The sequence below is a fragment of the Anabaena sp. 4-3 genome, assembly GCF_001597745.1.
GTDB lineage: Bacteria > Cyanobacteriota > Cyanobacteriia > Cyanobacteriales > Nostocaceae > Trichormus.
Genome location: NZ_LUHJ01000026.1, coordinates 458,898 through 480,573 on the forward strand (window position 1 = coordinate 458,898; position 21,676 = coordinate 480,573).

Annotated in this window: 16 protein-coding genes; 10 read left to right on the plus strand and 6 right to left on the minus strand. The window is 42.2% G+C overall.

Annotation, left to right across the window (positions count from 1 at the left end; genetic code table 11):
- Positions 1–28: 28 nt before the first annotated feature.
- From A3775_RS08490 to A3775_RS08500, 3 genes are all read right to left on the minus strand, one after another.
- Positions 29–1,198 carry a homocysteine biosynthesis protein gene (locus A3775_RS08490; RefSeq protein WP_066424538.1) on the minus strand — a complete coding sequence of 390 codons (1,170 nt, stop codon included), beginning with the start codon at positions 1,196–1,198 and terminating at the stop codon, positions 29–31.
- A 216-nt stretch (positions 1,199–1,414) separates the two neighbouring features.
- Positions 1,415–2,554 carry an AI-2E family transporter gene (locus A3775_RS08495; RefSeq protein ID WP_066377680.1) on the minus strand — a complete coding sequence of 380 codons (1,140 nt, stop codon included), beginning with the start codon at positions 2,552–2,554 and terminating at the stop codon, positions 1,415–1,417.
- Positions 2,555–2,644: 90 nt separating this feature from the next.
- Positions 2,645–2,836, minus strand: coding sequence for a hypothetical protein (locus A3775_RS08500; RefSeq protein ID WP_066377679.1), 192 nt, complete (start codon positions 2,834–2,836; stop codon positions 2,645–2,647).
- Between the two features lie 240 nt (positions 2,837–3,076).
- Between A3775_RS08500 and ftsH the strand changes: the two genes are divergently transcribed.
- The 3 genes from ftsH to A3775_RS08515 all read left to right on the plus strand — a co-directional run bounded on the left by ftsH (position 3,077) and on the right by A3775_RS08515 (position 5,690).
- Positions 3,077–5,014 carry an ATP-dependent zinc metalloprotease FtsH gene (ftsH, locus tag A3775_RS08505; RefSeq protein WP_066377678.1) on the plus strand — a complete coding sequence of 646 codons (1,938 nt, stop codon included), beginning with the start codon at positions 3,077–3,079 and terminating at the stop codon, positions 5,012–5,014.
- 156 nt (positions 5,015–5,170) lie between these two features.
- Positions 5,171–5,422, plus strand: coding sequence for a type II toxin-antitoxin system Phd/YefM family antitoxin (locus A3775_RS08510; RefSeq protein ID WP_066377677.1), 252 nt, complete (start codon positions 5,171–5,173; stop codon positions 5,420–5,422).
- A complete protein-coding gene (locus A3775_RS08515) occupies positions 5,415–5,690 on the plus strand; it encodes a type II toxin-antitoxin system RelE/ParE family toxin (RefSeq protein WP_066377676.1) in 276 nt (91 codons plus the stop codon). Before A3775_RS08510 ends, A3775_RS08515 begins: the two co-directional genes overlap by 8 nt.
- Before the next feature lie 53 nt (positions 5,691–5,743).
- On the opposite strand, the gene A3775_RS08520 is transcribed toward A3775_RS08515, so the two are convergent.
- From A3775_RS08520 to A3775_RS08530, 3 genes are all read right to left on the minus strand, one after another.
- Positions 5,744–6,304 (minus strand): Uma2 family endonuclease, encoded by a 561-nt coding sequence (locus tag A3775_RS08520; RefSeq protein ID WP_066377789.1) that lies wholly within the window; start codon positions 6,302–6,304, stop codon positions 5,744–5,746.
- A gap of 302 nt (positions 6,305–6,606) precedes the next feature.
- A complete protein-coding gene (locus A3775_RS08525) occupies positions 6,607–8,382 on the minus strand; it encodes a WD40 repeat domain-containing protein (protein WP_082803700.1) in 1,776 nt (591 codons plus the stop codon).
- A gap of 416 nt (positions 8,383–8,798) precedes the next feature.
- On the minus strand, positions 8,799–9,161 hold the full coding sequence (locus tag A3775_RS08530) for a hypothetical protein (protein ID WP_066377675.1): 363 nt from the start codon (positions 9,159–9,161) through the stop codon (positions 8,799–8,801).
- 189 nt (positions 9,162–9,350) lie between these two features.
- Here A3775_RS08530 and A3775_RS08535 point away from each other — a divergent pair, with 189 nt between their 5' ends.
- From A3775_RS08535 to A3775_RS08565, 7 genes are all read left to right on the plus strand, one after another.
- A complete protein-coding gene (locus tag A3775_RS08535) occupies positions 9,351–10,928 on the plus strand; it encodes a CPBP family intramembrane glutamic endopeptidase (protein ID WP_066377674.1) in 1,578 nt (525 codons plus the stop codon).
- Positions 10,929–11,878: 950 nt separating this feature from the next.
- Positions 11,879–12,154, plus strand: coding sequence for a TM2 domain-containing protein (locus A3775_RS08540; protein WP_066377673.1), 276 nt, complete (start codon positions 11,879–11,881; stop codon positions 12,152–12,154).
- Positions 12,155–12,285: 131 nt separating this feature from the next.
- Positions 12,286–12,465 (plus strand): hypothetical protein, encoded by a 180-nt coding sequence (locus A3775_RS08545; protein ID WP_066424539.1) that lies wholly within the window; start codon positions 12,286–12,288, stop codon positions 12,463–12,465.
- Positions 12,466–12,779: 314 nt separating this feature from the next.
- On the plus strand, positions 12,780–15,008 hold the full coding sequence (pflB, locus tag A3775_RS08550) for a formate C-acetyltransferase (RefSeq protein ID WP_066377670.1): 2,229 nt from the start codon (positions 12,780–12,782) through the stop codon (positions 15,006–15,008).
- 335 nt (positions 15,009–15,343) lie between these two features.
- Positions 15,344–16,147, plus strand: coding sequence for a pyruvate formate-lyase-activating protein (gene pflA, locus A3775_RS08555; RefSeq protein ID WP_082803701.1), 804 nt, complete (start codon positions 15,344–15,346; stop codon positions 16,145–16,147).
- A 53-nt stretch (positions 16,148–16,200) separates the two neighbouring features.
- Complete coding sequence (adhE, locus tag A3775_RS08560; RefSeq protein ID WP_255363857.1) at positions 16,201–18,903, plus strand: bifunctional acetaldehyde-CoA/alcohol dehydrogenase; 2,703 nt, start codon at positions 16,201–16,203, stop codon at positions 18,901–18,903.
- Positions 18,904–19,252: 349 nt separating this feature from the next.
- The gene (locus A3775_RS08565; RefSeq protein ID WP_066424543.1) at positions 19,253–21,670 is read left to right on the plus strand and encodes a cation-translocating P-type ATPase; all 2,418 of its coding nucleotides are present in this window, start codon (positions 19,253–19,255) and stop codon (positions 21,668–21,670) included.
- The last annotated feature ends 6 nt before the right edge of the window (positions 21,671–21,676 follow it).

Sequence of the window (21,676 nt, forward strand, 5' to 3'; positions counted from 1 at the left end):
AAGTCTCCTCTGCCCCTCTGCCCCTGCCTTAAAAGTCCGTTCTCCTGTCTTGAGGCAGAAAAGAACGTTCCATCGGCATTGGGGCTACTGGTTCGGTGAGGGTAAAACTACCGGCTGCAATCCATTTTTTTAACTCTAGGGCAACTTGCCGAGATAAAAACAGACTAGCCAAAGGTGCAGCCCGTACTGTTTTACCCTCTATCGTGATCCGCCCTGACTTCAGTTGGGCGTAAGTCACCAAGCCAAATGTCGGACGCACACGCCGAGGTATGGAAAAATCTACTATGGGCGCGACTAAATCTTGGTCTTGAACTGCACAGTGTTCTACTACTTGTTCATTCAATATTGGTATGGGTACACCTACACCCAACATCAAGGAAGGGCCATAATTTTTAAAGTAACAACCCCTTACCCAACGGGTGTTCATTTGTTTAGCATCACCAATTAAGGCTAAAGTAGCAGCCGGCCCAATCGGTGTTTGATTCGCTAACCGCTTTTGTAAAGGAAAATGTTGTGTACCTTCCCAAGCTACGTAACCTACACCACCACCTAAAAAAATGCGCGTGCCAATGCCAATTAGTTGTAAATTGGGGTCGTTAAATAGGGGAGAAATTGCACCAGGGTTTGAATAGACGGCATTACCTAAACGTGGTTGTAGAGGGCCGAGATAAGTGTGAAGTGGGCGATCGCCTCCATTCACGCCGACGATAAAATTTTGATAAAGATTGCGCGGATTATATAAATAAAACTGATTTATCGTGTCGCGGGTAATCGCAGTCTCAAAACTTCCCCTAGGATAACAGTCAGTAACTTGTCCTTGAGCGCGGATATGAACAGGTTTACCTGCAATCAAATCTTGGATGACATGGCCACCGCCCCGTTCTCGGACTTCTTCCCCATCCATCGTATCTACAGCACAGCTAGCACCCAAATATAAATCAACTGCACCAAAACCAGTGTAAGCAGGTACACCATCCACCCAACACCGACGAATTTTTATCGGTGGGTCAGTATGCCCTAAGTTAATAATTGCACCACTTGATTCCATCGGCTCAAAAGTGCCAGTGGTGACAACATCAACCTGTTTGGCAACTTTACTGACTCCGACTTCCGCCACTCGTGCTTTTAGTTCCTCAGCTGTTAATACTACCGCCGTTTTGCGGCGAATTTTCTCGTTAATTTCCGCAATAGTTCGCATTTTTTTGTAGCGGATTTACATCCTAATCTTGGTTTGATATTCCTGCCAAATAATTTATGACATCAGTTGGACTTTAGATGTAGGTTGGGTTAAGCGCAGCGCAACCCAACTAAAATATTGGTGTTGGGTTTCCTTACGTCAAACGCCATTCGCCCAAGCCGGGAAACCCGTCCACGGCGATGGCTCCCCAACCTACAATTTTTTTTGTATCATTATCTAATCTTCTGGTGACACCGCATCATCATTAAAATTGTTCACAGGGTCATCATCTGACCATTTGTCATCAATTGCAGGAGAGGGAGAAACTATCACTAACTCAGTCTCTGACTCATGGCTTTTTCCCCATTCATCTAAAACATCTTTAATTAATACTTCTTGCACCCAAATTTTAGCGACAACTGTTAAAGGTAAGGCTAAAAATAATCCTAAAAAGCCGAAGAAAGTCACGAAAAATAATTGAGAAATTAACGTGACGGCTGGCAGTAATGAAACTTGATGCGCCATGACCACAGGCGTAATAAAATTACTTTCCAGTTGTTGAATAATAAAGTAGAGAATTAACACAGCAACAGCTTTCCAAGGATGATCGAGAAGCGCGATCGCCATTGCTGGGACAACACTCATTGTCGGGCCTAAGTTGGGAATTAAATTTAAAAATCCTGCTAATACGCCTAACGCCAGTGCCGCTTTCACACCTAAAACTGATAAGCCAGTGACACTCATCAGCCCTACCACACCCATCGCAATGGTAGCACCTGTCACCCATCCCTCTAAGGAGACTTCACATTTATCTAAAATCCCCTCTACCCGTCGGCGATAAAATGAGGGGAACAACCTCACAAATACTTTACGGTAAGCTAAAGGGTCAGCTAGTAACATTCCTGTTAACACCAACACTAGCAGCACTTTTAGCAACACTTCCAAAGAACCAGAGACAAAAGCAAAAGAACTACCTAACGCCCGATTTACAAAGGGCTGGGCTTGCTCAATTAAACTATTAATATCCGGTATGTAGGGAATTAATTGGGGAGGGATGCGAGTTCTCAGTTCGTCAAGCCAAGTGTTAAAACGGTCTAAACCTTGGGGAACACGATATGTCAGTTCGTTAAACTGCTGGGCGAATGGTGGCACAATTAACCAGAAAAAACCAATTACACCAGCTAGAAAAATAGCTACTGACAGCAAAACGGCAAACCCCCGCTTTAACCCGGAACGTTGGAAGCGTTTGGCTAACCGATTTAAAGTAGTAGCTAAGACAACTGCGGCAAACATCAGCAACAGCACTTCCCGAATTTGCCACAATGTATATAAAGATAGAACTATGGCGATTAAGCCGATCCATTGACCAAGGTTCACAGGCTGACTCCCTGCTGTTGGGGTGATGCAGATTTTTAACAATGCCGTTAGGTTAGCCGATTTTGATGACTTTCGCCTAGAGAATTTTAGTTAAGTTTGTTTTTGTGTTTGCGATCGCCACCACAATGCGATCGCCATAATCACTGTCGGTAACAACACAATAATCAAAGCATTCACATCTGTAGCGGGAATCGGTGGATGAGGCGCAGTATACTTCAGCAAAACCGATAGCAACGTTGAAATTACAAGCAATTTGACGATAAAACCTAGCTGATTTTCCATCACAGTACGGCAATACACATTTTTCGGTAGGGTATCCACTAATTTAGACTGCAATACCCACTCTCTACAATAGACCTATAACTACACAAACCGTTACAATTCACATTCTGTCTTAATCTTGGGACTGGGGACTGGGGACTGGGAGAGATGAGGAAGTAGAGGAAGCGGAGGAAGAATAACCAATGACTAATGACTAATGACTAATAACTAATAACTAATGACTAATGAGGTAATATCAAAATGCCTGTAGAAAAAGATAATAACAACAAAATCAAACCGCCTAGATTACGCCAGTTTGGCGGCAGTTTTTTGATTCTGCTGACCTTGCTGTTACTACTAAATTTTATAGTACCGAGCTTTTTCGGCCCCCGTTTACCACAAGTTCCCTACAGTGAGTTTATTGCTCAAGTGCAAGCTGGTAAAGTAGACCGGGCGATGGTAGGTGGCGATCGCATTGAGTATTCTATCAAAACTCAAACCCCAGAAGGTCAACCCATTGAGCAGGTATTTACTACTACACCCGTCGCCATAGATTTGGACTTACCGAAAATTCTCCGCGACAACAATGTAGAATTTGCCGCACCCCCACCAAATCAAAACGGTTGGATTGGGACTATACTTAGCTGGGTAGCACCACCCTTAATTTTCTTCGGTATTTGGGCATTTTTAATCAATCGTCAAGGTGGAGGCCCGGCTGCTTTAACTGTAGGTAAAAGCAAAGCCCGCATTTACTCGGAAGGTAGCACTGGGGTAAAATTCCCCGATGTGGCTGGGGTAGATGAAGCTAAAACCGAACTAGAAGAAATTGTTGATTTCCTGAAAAATGCAGGTAAATACACGAAATTAGGGGCAAAAATCCCCAAAGGTGTGTTGCTAGTAGGGCCGCCGGGAACTGGTAAAACCCTGTTAGCGAAAGCGATCGCTGGTGAAGCTGGTGTACCATTCTTTAGTATCTCCGGTTCAGAATTTATCGAGTTGTTTGTCGGTGTGGGTGCGGCTCGTGTGCGAGACTTGTTTGAACAAGCCAAAAAACAAGCCCCCTGTATTGTCTTCATCGATGAGTTAGACGCACTAGGTAAATCTCGCGGTGGTGCTGGTGGTTTTGTCGGTGGTAACGATGAACGGGAACAAACCCTTAACCAGTTACTCACCGAAATGGATGGTTTTGACGCTAACACAGGCGTAATTATCATCGCCGCTACCAACCGTCCCGAAGTGCTTGACCCCGCTTTGCGTCGTCCTGGTCGCTTCGACCGTCAAGTTGTGGTAGATCGTCCTGATAAAATTGGTCGAGAAGCTATTCTTAACGTCCACGCCAGAAATGTTAAACTAGCTGATGACGTTGACTTGGGTAAAATTGCTATCAAAACACCCGGCTTTGCTGGCGCAGATTTAGCTAACCTTGTCAATGAAGCTGCACTGTTAGCAGCTAGACAAAATCGCCCCGCCGTTGTCATGGCAGATTTTAATGAAGCCATTGAGCGGGTTGTGGCTGGTTTAGAAAAACGCTCTCGTGTGTTAAATGAAACCGAGAAGACAACCGTCGCTTATCACGAAGTTGGTCACGCTATCATTGGGGCATTGATGCCTGGGGCTGGTAGGGTAGAAAAAATATCAGTAGTTCCTCGCGGTGTGGGTGCATTGGGTTATACAATCCAAATGCCGGAAGAAGACCGCTTCTTGATGATTGAAGATGAAATTCGCGGTCGTATTGCTACCCTATTAGGTGGACGTTCCGCCGAAGAAGTAGTTTTTGGTAAAGTCTCGACTGGTGCGAGTGATGATATTCAAAAAGCCACCGACTTAGCAGAACGCTATGTTACTTTGTACGGGATGAGTGACCAATTAGGGCCAGTGGCGTTTGAGAAAATTCAACAGCAATTTATTGAAGGTTACGGAAATCCTCGCCGTTCCATTAGTCCAAAAGTGGCTGAGGAAATTGACCGCGAAGTGAAGCAGATTGTAGATAATGCTCACCACATTGCTTTGAGCATTTTACAACAAAACCGTGAGTTGTTAGAACAGACTGCACAGGATTTGTTACAAAAAGAAATTCTCGAAGGTGCTGCACTCCGGGAACGTCTCAACCAAGCTCAAGCACCAGAGGAATTAGTAGAATGGTTACGGACTGGTAAGTTGTCACCAGATAAACCATTGTTGCAAACTCTTTTGGTTTAACAATTGTAGATTAAATTAGATGGGCGATCGCTCTTGATCGGGCGATCGCTTTTTTCATACCTGTACAATTAAAAATGTAAACTTTGTATATTTTTATTAAATTGTACAAATTTTATATTTTGTGGTATAGTTAGTGATATACTGATGCTAAAAGCTATGACTTTTATCAGCGCAACCGAGGCTCGTGCTAATTTTCAAAATTTAATCAATCGTGCTGAGTATGGTGGCGAACGCATCGTCATTCAACGCCACGGAAAATCAGCAGTAGCAATTATTGGGATTAAAGATTTGCAACTGTTAGAAGCGATAGAAGACGCGATTGATTCCGAAGAATTGCGTCGTGCAGTTGCAGAAAATGACGGGTTTACCACGCTAGACGAAATTATCAGCAAGCGTGGAAATGAGTGAACGCTATACTTTGAGAATTGCTAAGACTGCTGAAAAAGATTTATTAGACTTGCAAGCAAAACAGTTTAAGCAGGTTGTATCAAAAATATTTTCACTGCAAAGTAATCCTCAACCCCAAGATAGCAAAGCTTTGAAAGGATACGAAGGCGGATATCGTGTTGATCAAGGTGAGTACAGGATTTTGTACACCATTGATAGAGAAAATCAGCTAGTTGATGTTTTTCGCGTTGGTAAGCGTAATGATGATGAGGTGTATAGAAATTTGTAGTCACTCGACAAGCTGAGAGAATCTCAACATGATTATATAGGCGATCGCTTTTTTCATGCAAAACTTAACCAAGTAAAAACCTGTTCAACTGTTAATTCCAACTCAATCCCCTCAAGTACAGGTAACTTATCTGTACCTTCGTATAATTCTACACGCTGACCAGGAAACACCCCTAAAACACTGTCATCTTCTGGGTTGAGTAACCAACCTAATTCTGTGCCATTGCGCGAACACAGCAATAATTTACTCAAAACTTGTTTTAATTTTTGCTCTGGAGAAAGAATTTCTATAGTCCAATCAGGATGAATTTCAAAACGGTTAGCAATTCTCCCCGATGCAGTTTTCGGAATTCTCTCCCAGCGAAACACAGCCACATCAGGAACTATAGAAGCACCGCCGAAGGTGCAACGCAATTCTGGAAAAGCATAAGCAATTTTTTGGTTTTCAGTTAATTGGTTAATGACTTCACATAACTTACCTTGAAGTACGCTATGTTCACCTTGAGGCATAAGTTTTTGAATAATATCACCGTTGATAAATTCTGATGCTGGTTTAGTTTCCGGTAATTGGAGAAATTCGTCTAAACTTAGCTGAGGTTGACTGGTAATAGTCATAAATGAGTAGTATAAACGGGATATTTTAATTACAGCACTTTGCAAGTAAATAAAGTAAATATCTAATATAAAAAATGTTGTGGGGGAGCCACTGCGTTGGGTGGCTCTGCCGACTTGTAGCAAGTGGCGTTGGGCATCTTGCCCGCCCTTATGTACTTCACTAACATGAAATATACTGTATGTGCGCTAATATTATTTGTTTTTGAAAATGCACTGAACAATAGAGACGTTATATATAACGTCTCTACATCATATACTTGGTCGAGGCTCACATAAAATAGATATCAGCAACGCTGGGATTTTTAACTCCTCTGCCAAATTTTAATGGTTTTATCTAAACTTCCACTCACCAACATATCGCCGGAACTGGTAAAAGTGAGTGCGGTGACAACATCAGTATGACCTGTAAAGGTAGCTAATAACTCCCCAGAGTCAAGATGCCATAATTTGATAGTTTGATCAGCACCAGCACTAGCAATAATTTGCTCATCGGGACTCAGAGCGATCGCATATACTTTATCTTGATGTCCCTTGAGTGTGCGAATTAATTTACCAGTTTCCAAATGCCAGATTTTAATTGTCTGATCCCAGCTACCACTCACCAGCCATTGAGCATCTGCACTCATCGCTAAAGCCCGAACTATGTGAGAATGACCCATGAGGGTATGCTGTGGTTGTTTATCTTTGAGATTTTTAGTACCCCAAGGTTCGGAAGTATGCCAGACTTTGATTTTACGATAACTACCAGTCACTAAAGTCTGCCCATCACGGCTTAAAACTAACGAATGGGCAGCCGTATCATCTAAAGATAGGGTAGCTTTCACCTGACGGCTCATCAAATCCCAGAACAAAATTTTGCGATCGTCGCCACCAGTAGCTAACATTCTACCATCAGGAGTGAACGCCACGCACCGCACCACGCCATGATGTTTGTGCAGAATATCGATTAAATCCAGTGCGCCGGAATGCCAGATTTTAATTGTAGAGTCTGCGCCGCCACTAACTAACATCTGTCCATCAGCACTAAACGCTAAAGAACTGACTTCATCTATTAGCCCAGACAACACCCAAGGATATTCTGACAACGTATCAATTAAATCACCCTTGCTTAAATCCCATAGCTTTGTTTGTCCATAACTTCCGCTTGCTAATATGGGTGTAATTGTGCCGTGATCAAACTTGGAACTAAAAGCTAAACAATTAATGCCTCTAGTGTGTCCTTTCAATGTCTGCCAACATTCCCAATCCCCAACAATTTCTTTTTTAGGATGGTCTGATGATACAGTTTGAATTGTTTCTGGGATTGTTCTCTCAACCACGATGGGCAAGATATCTGTGGTGATATCTTTTTTCACCGTTAGTGATTCTAAATACCAACCCAAACCCCCAGAATACAACAATTGACTGGGAGTAACATACATTTTTGGTTCTGTTAATCCAACTTGATTTGTGGGTAAAAAGCCAGCAATTACAGCTTGTTTTTCGTAACCCAACTTACCTGTAGATGGATAAAATAAACACAAAAAAATTAATACTTGGTGGTTTCTTAAATCATCTTGAGTAACTGACCACTTAATTCTATCTTTCTTTATACCATTAAAACTTTCTCCATCAGCTACATAAACTTGTACACTCAGCTTAGGATTGTTTGCTAGCAAATAAGTAAATTTACTTTCACTACGCAAGTTTCCTTCATCGTCTAATACCATATTCTGTACAGTATCTTGGGGAACTTTCTGGAGTAGCTTGCCTAAGCGCGTTGTAATGATACGCTCCACAATTTGCTCCCGCAAGATATAGTCTTCGGCTTGTTGTTGGAAGTATTTGGGAAATGGTATCGTCCAATCAGGGGGTTCAGGATATTCCGGGGGTATGGGAGGGGGATTTTTAGCGAGGATTTCGGCTTGTTTGCGTGACAATTCGAGGATTTTTGTCAATTGATCCCCACAAAATGCCATAACTTCACTGTGACAACCTTTGACTTGACTTTCTAACAAAGATAAATCATAAGTCTTGGGCTTTTTCACACGTTGAAGGAAGTCAGCCTGTTGAGCTTTGAGTAAGCTAATCCAATCCATCTGCATTCCTGCGGCACAATTTTGCATACTTAAGGTAAGCTATACCAATGCAATGACTCAAGTTTATAACTTATAGTTAATTAAAAATTCCGTAATCCTCGCAGTCTAATAGAACACAAACAAAGGTATTTTTCGCAGAGAATATCCACCAGTACGGGTGAGGATTGAAACCTTTGATTGCTGGATACGACTGAGGTATTGAGAATTTATAATGATGTTCGACAATTCTAACTAACCTTAGCAATGAGATACTGTTTCCTAGAAACAGTTATCTTTCTAAATCAGAGTATGATTTGAAAAAGTTGTCTAAGATTGTGAACCAGCTAATTTAAAAAAATTATTTAATAGTAACCTTGTGTTACAAAAGCTGATAGCTATATTTGCAATTTGTGATCAATGATATGTAGTGAAAAATTTCAAGATTTATGTTCCGGTGTCGGAGATTGATGTGGTAAGTTGTGAGTTTTGCTAGATTCTAGCTGCTGAATTTTTCTGTGGAGTTCCAAGTCATCACTACTGATGATCGTTTCTAAATTGGCGATTCTTTGCTCTAATAGTTCCACCTGTCGCCGTGATAAAGAGTGAGATGGGGATTTTTTATCATCACGCCATACGGCAAAAGTCCCAGCAGCTGCACCGCCAATAGCTGCTAAAGGCAAAATAGGGCCGCTTCTGGTAACAGCTGAAAGTGGAATGCAAACTGCTAAAATCCCAACAGTGATTCCCCAAATTCTGGTGGTAGCAGCAACTTTCAAATCTGACTGTGGTTTTTGAGTCATTGGTTGTTGTGAAAGGATTTACTTATTTAAATTTGCCCGATCGCAGACAAAATTACCTCCTACGTTAGAGGTAAGTATAATTGCTCTTTCGCGTCAGCTTGCCGTAGCAGGGTAGTCGCAGTGTCTTCAGTATATCCCTTATAATTCCCAAGGGGAGGCACTCTCCACTGGTTCGTTCAAGGGGGAAAGATGACAATTAAGCGACTGGTTTTAACATTTCTGACGCTGGTAGCAACTTTATTAGCCGCTTCATCTCTCTACGGTAGCTGGCAAGAACCACAGTTTCAAACTCGCTTGGAACTGTACCAAACTAATCTGGCTCTGCAAGCGCAAGCTTGGAAACCAGCAGATAGTCAAGATGATGATAGCTACGAGGGATTTCGCCAAGCAATACTAGGGCAACAACCTCTAGAGAGTGCTACCAAGGAATATCAGGAAACACGTCAATCTGTGCAAACTAATTTGGTAAAAGTTAAAAATAGTATTGCACAACTCAACTCTGTCGCTCCCACTCCCACACCTCCGAAACCATTACCAGAGAAATCTCCCACAACTGAAATCTCTAATTCCGAAAAGCAACAGCAGTTGCAACAGTCTCTTGAGCAATTGCAAAAATTCTTGGCTGAATTAGACTTACAATTGGGGATTTTACAAGCACAGCAAGGACAGACAGATACAGCCCTGAAAGCTTGGAGTGAATTACAACAACGCTCTGATATTAAACCAGAAATTGCCCAAACTGCGGCTGTGTTAAGTGGATTGTGGAATGAAACTCCGCTTATTCTTCCGAATGCTCAACAATTAATTCAACAAAATTTAGATGGTTGGTTTCGTTCGACAAGTTTGACGCAACTTTACCAACTCCAGCAACGACAAGAAGCTTTGTTACAAGTGCAAGCTGCACAACAAGAAGCGGCGACGGCAGCCGTGTTTAAGTTAGCAGTGATTGGTACTGTCCCGACTGTGGCAGCTTTAATTGGGTTAATTCTGATAATTGTCTTAGTTGCTCAACGCTTACTCAAGGGCAAGGAAGCTTTGTTAGCTCAAAATGCTGATTTAACTTGGACAACTCCTTGGGATGGCGAAACGATTTTACAGGTGTTTGTCGTCGGCTTTTTCTTCATGGGACAGGTAATCGTGCCGTTTTTGCTCTTGCTACTCCCTATCCCCCGTCCGATTACCAGTGTACGACTGCAAGCGGCTTCTGTATTAATTAGTTACATCCTGGTAGCCTTGGGTGCGCTGTCCGTGCTGTATGTGTCAATTAAACGCTTTTTCCCGTTACCAAAATACTGGTTTCGCTTCCAGTGGCTGGATAATTGGTTGTGGTGGGGATTGGGGGGATATTGCGCCGCTTTACCAATTGTTGTGATCGTGTCTTTGATTAATCAGCAGCTATGGCAAGGTCAGGGTGGTAGTAACCCTCTGTTACAGTTGGCTTTGGAAAGTCAAGACTTTGTAGCCTTGGGGATATTTTACTTGACTGCGGCGATCGCAGCTCCTTTGTTTGAAGAATTATTGTTTCGCGGTTTTTTACTACCCTCGTTGACTCGTTATTTATCTGTATGGGGAGCCATTCTCATCAGTGCTTTGTTGTTTGCGATCGCTCACCTGAGTTTATCGGAAATTCTACCACTCACCGCCTTGGGCATCGTCTTAGGAGTAGTGTACACGCGATCGCGCAATCTACTAGCACCTATGCTGCTACACAGCCTCTGGAATAGTGGCACTCTACTGAGTCTGTTCCTCTTGGGTAGCAGTAATTAAGACAACGTTAACCACACTGTTGTCAATCATGAAAATATCGGGTTATATCTGGCTATACAAAGTAACACATCTTGCACCTGTCACTTGATGACAATTTTAGTAGGGTGGGCATTGCTTGCTAGTTGCTAAGACTCTTAGTTTTACCCTGTTGGCTGTGCATCGCCTGGAACTTATTGAGAATCGTGCAAGATATCACATAATTTGTTGGTTAATTTCAGTGCCAACATCCATAAAATAAATAGTAGCTTGATGGCAAATCTGCCAGATGCAAAACCATATCTAATGATACTGTTACCTAAGTTACAAAAATTTTAGGTCAACATTGATTATCATCTAGATAAATGAACCGTTTTTGCCTGTTTGATTGCCTGAATCAACATCCCAAACTGGAATTATCCCCTGACTAATTCCATTGGGATGCAACTATGGCATGCAAGAAAGTATCATCTGAGCAATTTTTTTAGGTTTAAGTATTGGTAATGCACTGGACAACTAGAGGCAACATTCCCTCAATATATCCAGCAGATTCATTGCATTAAAAATATCTTCAAGACTGTAACTATCTCCTCAAAATATCCGGAGATAAGACTGATACAATCGTAAAAATTGGTATGTTAAGGCCACTTTTACCCTCATGGGGAATTAATTCTTTTGAAAGAGGAACATTCCCTAAAAATCTGTAATACTCTTGTGCGAGGTTATGTAATCAAAATGATTAGTAACCTCCTAAGCACATCATAAATAAAGTCAATACCAAGATGAAGAAATTTATCTTAATATTGAGCAAGTTACAATTTCAGATTGTAAAAAATTCATTTTACACCATGAAATGAGGAGTTAAACGGCTCCATGCGGACAGATAAAATATATTTACTGAGTAAATATATTTACTGGATTTCATCATACTAAAGAACTTCATTCTATACTTAGTTTCAAGGAGCAACAACTATATGGCAAATCTCAATCCTAGTCAAAGTAACAAACAACTTGTAGCTGGGTATTGTGGAATTATTTTTGGTGGCTTTGGCGTGCATAAATTCATTTTGGGATACGCGCCAGAAGGCTTTATTATGTTAGTTATAACTTTAGTTGGCGGTGTTTTTTCCTATGGAATGACATTGCTGATTATGCAACTCATCGGCTTGATTGAAGGCATGATTTATTTAAACAAGTCGCCCGAAGAATTTGTTAATACTTATATCGTGAACAAGCAAGGTTGGTTTTAGAAAAACAGGGCATGGGGACTGGAAGGGACTGGGTAAAAGTGTTTCTTCCTCCGCTTCCTCCGCTCCCCTGCTCCCCTGCTCCCCTGCTCCCCTAAAACCTACTGTCATACTTGCAATTCATTTCAACTGATATGCAAACTATTAAACGTAAACAAATCGCCTGGATCATGTTCCTGTTGCTAGGTGTGGGTTACTTTAGTGTTATGTCTAACTTAGAAATTCATTATTTTTGGAAAAGCCTGATAGCCTTGATGCCTATCCAGGTGGGAACTGCTATCTACGTAACTTTTCAACGCTGGATTAGTAGTTAAAAATACAATGGCTTACGCAATTGTCACATGAAATATGTCTTAATGCTATCAATAAACAGATTGTTGATATCTGACGCACCCGACTATTATGCCAGTTGCGTAAGTCCTGATTACGGCTCATCTAACTGAGCAAGCACAAATTTTATTATAAAACTTTAATTTTTGCCCAAAACTCGCTCCAATTCGACATCTCGCTTCACCCCCTAGAAATTGCTCACCTAAAACTGCGTTAACATCAAAGTCAAAGGTGCTACGTTATCCCAAAGAAGATACCGCAGTCTATTATCAGCTTCATCAACTGGGGGGAATCTCAAATGTTGGCACAATGGCAAGGCTTTAAAACTGGCAAATGGATAGAAGAAATCGACGTTCGCGACTTCATCCAAAAAAATTACACCCTTTACAGTGGTAATGAATCTTTTTTAACAGGTGCAACTCCCACAACTCAAGCACTCTGGGAGCAAGTCAAAGACTTAATGGCAGTTGAGCGCGAAAAGGGTATTCTAGATACAGATACAGAAGTTGTTTCCACAATTACCTCCCATCAACCGGGTTATATTAACCGCGAACTGGAACAAATAGTTGGATTGCAAACAGAAAAACCCCTGAAACGTGCCATCATGCCGTTAGGTGGGATTCGTGTAGTTAAAGATTCATTAAAAGCTTACGGTTACGAAATCAATTCTCAAACCGCAGAGATATTTACTAAATACCGCAAAACCCATAACGATGGCGTATTTGATGCCTACACCCGCGAAATGCGCTTATGTCGGCATTATGGTATTATTACTGGATTACCAGACGCTTACGGGCGCGGCAGAATTATAGGTGATTATCGACGAGTGGCTTTGTATGGTGTTGATGCTCTGATCGAAGACAAAAAAGCACAACTCACATCTTTAGAATTAGATGTCATCGATGAAGACACAATTCGCCGCCGCGAAGAAGTTTCTGAACAAATCAAAGCCTTGTTTGAATTAAAGACAATGGCTGCAAGCTACGGGTTTGATATTGGCCAACCCGCAGCCACGGCGAAAGAAGCTGTACAGTGGTTATATTTTGGCTACCTCGCTGCTGTCAAAGAACAAAACGGTGCGGCGATGTCTTTGGGACGAGTTTCTACGTTTCTTGATATCTACTTTGAACGGGACTTAGAACAAGGTAAAGTCAGCGAGTCCGAACTGCAAGAAATCATCGACCATTTTGTGATGAAACTGCGAATGGTCAGATTTTTGCGGACACCTGATTACAATCAACTTTTTTCTGGTGATCCCACTTGGGTAACAGAATGTGTGGGTGGTGTCGGTGAAGATGGTAGACCTTTGGTAACTAAAAATAGTTTCCGTATCCTGCATACTTTGTATAATTTAGGCGCAGCACCAGAACCAAATTTAACCGTGTTGTGGTCGGAAAGCTTGCCAGAGAACTTTAAACGTTTTTGTACAAAAGTTTCAATTAATACTAGCTCTATTCAGTATGAGAACGATGATTTGATGCGTGCATACTGGGGAGATGATTATGCGATCGCCTGTTGCGTCTCAGCTATGAGAATTGGTAAGCAAATGCAGTTTTTTGGCGCGAGAGTCAATCTAGCTAAGTGCTTGCTGTACGCTATCAACGGCGGTAAAGATGAAAAATCTGGCGAACAAGTGGCACCACCAATTGCACCTATCACTGGTGAATATCTGGATGAGCAACAGGTGTGGGATCGCTTAGAAATCATGATGGCGTGGTTGGCAAAAGCTTATATCAACACCCTCAACGTCATTCATTATATGCACGATAAATACTGCTATGAACGCATCGAAATGGCATTGCATGACCGGGATATTTTACGGACAATGGCTTGCGGGATTGCGGGTTTATCGGTGGTGACAGATGCTTTATCTGCGATCAAATACGCCAAAGTTAAAGTATTACGCAATGAAACCGGATTAGCCGTTGATTATGAAATTAGCGGCGATTTTCCCAAATATGGTAATAACGACAATCAAGTTGATGAAATAGCAGTAAATTTAGTGACCAAATTCATGAACGAACTGCGTAAACATCCCACTTATCGCCAAGCCATACCCACACAATCAGTATTAACCATTACCTCCAACGTTGTGTATGGGAAGAAAACGGGTAACACACCCGACGGCAGAAAAGCCGGTGAACCCTTTGCACCGGGTGCAAACCCCATGCACGGACGGGATAGTAAAGGTGCGATCGCTTCCTTAGAATCAGTAGCTAAAATTCCTTACGAATACGCACAAGATGGTATTTCCAACACGTTCTCAATCGTACCATCTGCTTTAGGTAAATTAGAAGTTGACCAAATCAACAACCTCGTGGGAATGCTTGATAGTTACTTCCATGACGGCGGACACCACATCAATGTTAACGTCTTGAAGCGGGAAATGTTGCTAGATGCAATGGAACATCCAGAGTTATATCCACAGCTAACTATTAGGGTTTCAGGTTACGCAGTCAACTTTATTAAATTGACACGAGAACAGCAACTTGATGTGATTAAGCGGACATTCCACGCACGATTTTAACTGCTAATAACTCACTTGTATAGACGCGATTAATCGCATCTTTAAGCCGATCATATCCCTGACTTCTCCAACCTGTTAGGGATATTGTACGTTTAATTTCAACTCATCTAAATTAAGAAGCTGATGATTTTTTAAATAGATAAGTAAGTCAACTTGAAAAAAGGTAATACCCAGTCAAAGAAGTCGGGTATCTATCCCATCATGATTTTATGTTGAATTTCTGAAATTGATTGTTTACAGCAATCAATCCCCACAACTTCCTCACATTTGTGATTTATAACTTATGTCAGAGTCAAAAGACAGGTTGATGGGTGATGTCAAATTAGGTAAAATTCATGGACAATCTCAAATTATCAACTTTTCCAATCGAACATCACACAATAGAAAATAGTCACCTATGTGCAGAAATAAATAATTCTGGCTACATACATTCAGTAGAAAGTTGTGCAACAGTTGACGGGCCTGGTATTCGATTCTTAATTTTCACATCTGGTTGTCCATTACGTTGCCTTTATTGCAGCAATGTTGATTGTCGCTACCTGGAAAATGGTAAACAAATCAGCGTTGACGAACTGGTGACAGAAATTCAAAAGTATACATCTTACATGAAATATTCTGGTGGTGGTGTCACAATCAGTGGCGGAGAACCATTAATGCAAGCTGGTTTTGTGCGAGAAATATTTAAACGTTGTCAAGCATTAGGAATTCATACAGCATTAAATACTTCTGGCTTCTGTAACTTAGAATCTGCTAAATCTGTATTAGAATTTGTAGATTTAGTCTTACTAGATATTAAATCATCTGACCCAGTGACTTACACTAAAGTTACAGGTGCTAATATTGAACCATCACTAACTTTTGCTAAATATCTCAATGCAATTAATCAGCCTACTTGGATTAGATTTGTTCTAGTCCCAGGCTTAACTGATGACCCAAAAAATATTACTGGGGTAGCTGATTTTATTGCCCCATTCAATAATGTGGAAAGAGTAGAAGTCTTGCCATTTCATCAAATGGGAGAATACAAATGGCGAGAATTAGGTTTTGAATACCTGTTAGAAAATACTTCTCCACCATCTCCAGAACAAATACAAACAGCATTAGATATTTTTCGCAGTAGAGAAATTTTTGCGATTTGAGAAATGGTTGGAAATTAATTTTAATTAGTTGATGCTGAAAAAGTGAAATCTCTGTGGTAAATTCTACCAAAGGAACAAATATGCAAGTTACCAATATCGAAGAATTAGAATTACTTGTACAACGAGTCAAAACCGCACAAGCCAAATACTCAAATTACTCTCAAGAACAAGTTGATTTAATCTTTAAAAAAGCTGCATTAGCAGCTAATGCTGAACGGATTCCTTTAGCAAAATTAGCAGTTGCAGAAACAGGTATGGGGATTGTAGAAGATAAAGTGATTAAAAACCACTTTGCTTCAGAATTTATCTACAACAAATATAAACATGAAAAAACCTGTGGCATCATTGAAGAAGACCATACATTCGGCATTGAAAAAATTTATGAGCCTGTAGGTATTGTTGCGGGAATTGTTCCCGTAACTAATCCTACAGCGACAACAATTTTTAAAGCGTTGATTGCTTTAAAAACTCGTAACGCGATTATTTTCTCACCCCATCCTAAATCTAAAAAATGTACTGTGGAAGCAGCCAAGATTATCCTAAAAGCTGCAATTGCCGCAGGTGCGCCAGAAGATATTATTGGTTGGATAGATGAGCCAACAGTGGAGTTATCCAAAGCCTTAATGCAGCATCCTGAAATTAAATTGATTTTAGCAACTGGCGGGCCGGGAATGGTACGTGCTGCTTATTCTTCAGGTAATCCCTCGTTAGGTGTTGGTGCTGGGAATACTCCCGCCGTAATTGATAGCAGCGCACATATTCAAATGGCTGTAAGTTCGATTTTATTAAGTAAAACCTTTGACAACGGCATGATTTGCGCTTCTGAGCAATCAGTTGTTGTGGTTGATGATATTTACGAAAAAGTCAAACAGGAATTTATCAGTCGTGGTGCATATTTTCTCAATGATGAGGAAAGACAAAAGCTGGGTAATATAATTTTGAAAGAGGGAAGATTAAATCCGGCAATTGTAGGACAGTCAGTAGATAATTTAGCTAAGTTAGCAGGAATTGAACTGCAAAGTGATGAAGATACTGCTCAAGCACCACAGATTTATAAAGTCTTAATTGGTGAAGTTGAAACAGTCGGAGATGGTGAACCGTTTGCTTATGAAAAATTATCACCAATTTTGGCGATGTATCGAGCCTCAAATTTCCATGAAGCTGTAGATCAAGCTGAAAACTTGGTGGAATTTGGAGGACTGGGACATACATCGGTATTGTATACAAATCCTGCCAATTTGGATGATATTGCCTATTTTGAGAATAGAATGAAAACCGGGCGTGTCCTGATTAACACCCCATCTTCTCAAGGTGCAATTGGTGATTTATATAACTTTAAACTTGACCCATCCTTAACTTTAGGTTGTGGTACTTGGGGCGGTAATACTGTTTCTGATAACGTCACACCGCATCATTTGGTGAATATTAAGACAGTATCACAACGTCGGCAAAATATGTTGTGGTTCCGTGTGCCACCGAAAGTATATTTCAAATATGGATGTTTGCCTGTAGCTTTACGCGACTTAGTAGGTAAGGAACGTGCTTTTATTGTGACAGATAGACCATTATTTGATTTGGGGATAGTCGATAAAGTTACCCAGGTGTTAGACGAAATTGGTGTCAAACATGACGTATTTCACGATGTTGAACCTGATCCAACATTAACTAATGTCAATAAAGGATTAGCCTTACTTAGAAGTTATCAACCGGATGTGATTATTGCTATTGGTGGCGGTTCGCCAATGGATGCTGCCAAAGTCATGTGGTTGATGTACGAACAGCCTGATGTAGAGTTTGAAGGCTTGGCGATGCGGTTTATGGATATCCGCAAGCGGGTTTATGAATTACCGGCTTTGGGACAAAAAGCCATCATGGTGGCTATTCCCACAACTTCGGGAACTGGTTCAGAAGTGACACCCTTTGCTGTGGTGACAGATGATAGGGTTGGCGTGAAATACCCCTTAGCAGATTATGCACTAACTCCGAATATTGCGATCGCCGACCCGGAACTGGTGTTAAATATGCCCAAAAAACTCACAGCCTACGGTGGGATTGATGCCTTAACTCATGCCTTAGAAGCCTACGTATCAGTAATGGCAACTGAATTTACCGATGGTTTGGCACTGCAAGCAATTCGACTATTGTTTAAATATTTACCTAGTGCTTACAAAAATGGTGCTAAAGACCCGAAAGCGCGGGAAAAAGTACATTATGCCGCCACAATTGCGGGTATGGCCTTTGCGAATGCTTTCTTGGGTATTTGTCACTCAATGGCACACAAACTCGGTGCAACCTTCCATGTTCCCCACGGACTCGCTAACGCCTTAATGATTTCCCATGTCATCCGCTACAACGCCACTGATATTCCTTTCAAGCAAGCAATTTTTCCCCAGTATAAATATCCCAACGCCAAAGACAGATATGCTCAAATAGCTGATCATCTGCGTTTAGGTGGGAATACTGCTGATGAAAAAGTGGAACTCTTGATTATGGCGATTGAAAATCTCAAACGTCAAATCGATATCCCTGCCACGATTAAACAAGCTCTAGGTGACGAAGATCAAGAATTCTACACCAAGGTGGAAGAAATGGCAGAACAAGCATTTGACGATCAATGCACAGGAGCAAACCCACGCTATCCACTCATGAACGACTTGAAAGAATTATATGTCTTAGCCTATCAAGGTTGTCGCATCGATGCAGCACTCTATCACAATGGTGATGCGGCAATGTTCTCGGAAAAGGTAGGGGTGTAGGGGAAGATGAGGAAGTAGGGGAGGCAAGGGGGTCTTCTGGAGGTAATGCTCCTCATACTCTCTATCCACCTTTTTAGGGTGTAGGGGAAGATGAGGAAGTAGGGGAGGCAAGGGGGCAGGGGGCAAGGGGGAGAATACTTTCCCCATTTCTCCCTGCTCCCTGCTCCAATTCCTCTTATTTCCCAGTCCCCAATCCCCAGTCCCCAATCCCCAATCCCCAGTCCCCAATCCCTCTGTTGAAAATTAATCTCCTGACGTACAATCTTTGCTTCAGATTTCGCCTACGCTCAAATAAGAGACGCTTTTTATCAAACGTCATCATTTTCGTAGCGAATCTAAAACACTTGCCATGCAACTTGTCCCGAAAACTCAGCTTGAACCAGAAACAACCCCGACTAGAGATAAAATTCTGCTGGATGTTGGGGGTATGAAGTGTGCTGGCTGTGTCAGTGCTGTAGAGCGACAGCTAACCCAATATCCAGGTGTAAAGAGTGCCTGTGTGAATCTGGCTACAGAGGTAGCCGTGGTAGAATTAGAGAATGGGACTGTAGACCCAGAAGCATTAGCCCAGAAATTAACAGCATCTGGATTTCCTAGTCAACTGCGCCAAGCTAACAATCAAGTAGTAGGTAATTCTTCACTCACAGATCCCACAGAAAAACAGCAACAAAAAATGCGTACAGCATGGCGGCAATTAATCATTGCTGCGGTGCTGTTGTTATTTTCTGGGATGGGACATTTGGGTGATTTTGGCAGTCCGATTTTATCCTCATTAACCAATATCTGGTTTCACTTTGGACTGGCAACGGTAGCATTATTAATTCCTGGTAGACCAATTTTAGTAGATGGTTGGCTGGGTTGGCGACGTAATGCCCCTAACATGAATACCTTAGTGGGATTGGGAACTGTTACCGCCTACACAGCCAGCGTCATAGCACTACTGTTTCCCCAACTCGGTTGGGAGTGCTTCTTTGATGAACCAGTGATGATGCTGGGTTTTATTTTGTTGGGTAGGACATTAGAACAACAAGCCAGAGGCAGGGCGGCGGCGGCATTTCGGCAATTGCTGGCACTCCAACCACAAGTAGCGCGATTGATTCCTAACCCAGATTTAGAAAAGATGGGGCTGGGAACAAATAGTATAGAAATTCCCGCAGAACAGGTACGAGTTGGGGAATGGGTGCAGGTGCTACCGGGAGATAAAATCCCTGTTGATGGTGAGGTACGCTTTGGGCAAACAACGGTAGATGAGTCGATGTTGACTGGGGAAGCGGTGCCAGTCATTAAACAAACAAGCGATACAGTGGCAGCAGGTACTATCAATCAGTCAGGTGCGATCGCCATTCAAGCCACCCGTACAGGTAGCGACACCACCTTGGCGCACATTGTCGCCTTAGTAGAAGCTGCCCAAACTCGCAAAGCCCCTGTCCAAAAATTAGCTGACATCGTAGCGGGTTATTTTACCTACGGTGTCTTGACTGCATCTGTATTGACATTTACCTTTTGGTACTTCGTCGGCACTCACATCTGGCCTGATGCCACCCTCTCAGATGGTGTGGCAATGATGAATCATGCCGCCCATAGTATCCCCCATTCCCAAGTCCCGATTCACCACTCCCCACTACTAATTAGTTTAAAATTAGCGATCGCCGTCATGGTTGTCGCTTGTCCTTGCGCGTTAGGATTGGCTACACCTACAGCGATTCTTGTGGGTACTGGTATGGGTGCAGAACGGGGTTTATTAATTAAAGGTGGCGACGTTTTAGAAAAGGTACATCAGCTAAAAACAATTGTCTTCGATAAAACCGGCACACTCACCACAGGTAATCCCAAAGTGACTGATTGTGTGGTGATGGCAGGATTGGGAACTGGGGAAAATCAGCACACCTTGATTCAATTAGCTGCTGCTGTGGAAAGCGGAACTTATCACCCCTTAGCCAAGGCGATTCAGCGAGAAGCGCAGCGTTTACAGTTATCTATTCCAGAGGCGGTAGACTTCCACACTGAGCCAGGTTTGGGTGTATCGGCTGTGGTTGCAGGTCAAACTGTACTTTTGGGAAACTGGGAATGGTTGACTGGGCATGGAATCGCCCTTGATGACACAGCACAACAGGCAGCGCACAAGCTAGCAACAGAAGGTAAAACCGTTGTGGGTGTGGCAGTTGCAGGTACTTTAGCCGGACTGATTGGTGTGCAAGATACTCTGAGAACAGATGCCTATGATACAGTAGAAAAGTTGCGCCAGATGGGTTTGCGAGTCATCCTACTCAGTGGCGATCGCCTAGAAGCTGTCAGTGCCATAGCGCAATCATTAAGCATAGATAGTGCTGATGTGATGGCAGGTGTTCCCCCCAGCAAAAAAGCTACTGTCATTCAAGAACTTCAAGCCCAAGATGCCCATCCCGTGGCAATGGTGGGGGATGGCATCAATGATGCTCCCGCTTTATCGCAAGCCGATGTTGGCATTGCTTTACACTCAGGCACAGATGTAGCAATGGAAACCGCTCAAATCGTCCTCATGCGCGATCGCCTGAGTGATGTTGTGGAGGCAATTCAACTCAGTCGAGCCACCTTTAACAAAATTCGTCAGAATTTGTTCTGGGCTTTTGCCTATAACACCGTTGGTATTCCTCTAGCTGCTGGTGTTTTATTACCCAACTTCGGTTTTGTCCTCAGTCCTGCCGGTGCTGCTGCCTTAATGGCTTTTAGTTCCGTTAGTGTGGTGACAAACTCAGTGTTATTGCGTAGGTTAGCCCATCGTGGTTGACGCACT

Coding starts and splice junctions, on each gene's coding strand:
- A3775_RS08490 (WP_066424538.1), bottom strand. CDS start 1,198: ATGCGAACTATTGCGGAAATTAACGAGAAAATTCGCCGCAAAACGGCG.
- A3775_RS08500 (WP_066377679.1), bottom strand. CDS start 2,836: ATGGAAAATCAGCTAGGTTTTATCGTCAAATTGCTTGTAATTTCAACG.
- ftsH (WP_066377678.1), top strand. CDS start 3,077: ATGCCTGTAGAAAAAGATAATAACAACAAAATCAAACCGCCTAGATTA.
- A3775_RS08510 (WP_066377677.1), top strand. CDS start 5,171: ATGACTTTTATCAGCGCAACCGAGGCTCGTGCTAATTTTCAAAATTTA.
- A3775_RS08515 (WP_066377676.1), top strand. CDS start 5,415: ATGAGTGAACGCTATACTTTGAGAATTGCTAAGACTGCTGAAAAAGAT.
- A3775_RS08520 (WP_066377789.1), bottom strand. CDS start 6,304: ATGACTATTACCAGTCAACCTCAGCTAAGTTTAGACGAATTTCTCCAA.
- A3775_RS08525 (WP_082803700.1), bottom strand. CDS start 8,382: ATGGATTGGATTAGCTTACTCAAAGCTCAACAGGCTGACTTCCTTCAA.
- A3775_RS08530 (WP_066377675.1), bottom strand. CDS start 9,161: ATGACTCAAAAACCACAGTCAGATTTGAAAGTTGCTGCTACCACCAGA.
- A3775_RS08535 (WP_066377674.1), top strand. CDS start 9,351: ATGACAATTAAGCGACTGGTTTTAACATTTCTGACGCTGGTAGCAACT.
- A3775_RS08540 (WP_066377673.1), top strand. CDS start 11,879: ATGGCAAATCTCAATCCTAGTCAAAGTAACAAACAACTTGTAGCTGGG.
- A3775_RS08545 (WP_066424539.1), top strand. CDS start 12,286: ATGCAAACTATTAAACGTAAACAAATCGCCTGGATCATGTTCCTGTTG.
- pflB (WP_066377670.1), top strand. CDS start 12,780: ATGTTGGCACAATGGCAAGGCTTTAAAACTGGCAAATGGATAGAAGAA.
- pflA (WP_082803701.1), top strand. CDS start 15,344: ATGGACAATCTCAAATTATCAACTTTTCCAATCGAACATCACACAATA.
- A3775_RS08565 (WP_066424543.1), top strand. CDS start 19,253: ATGCAACTTGTCCCGAAAACTCAGCTTGAACCAGAAACAACCCCGACT.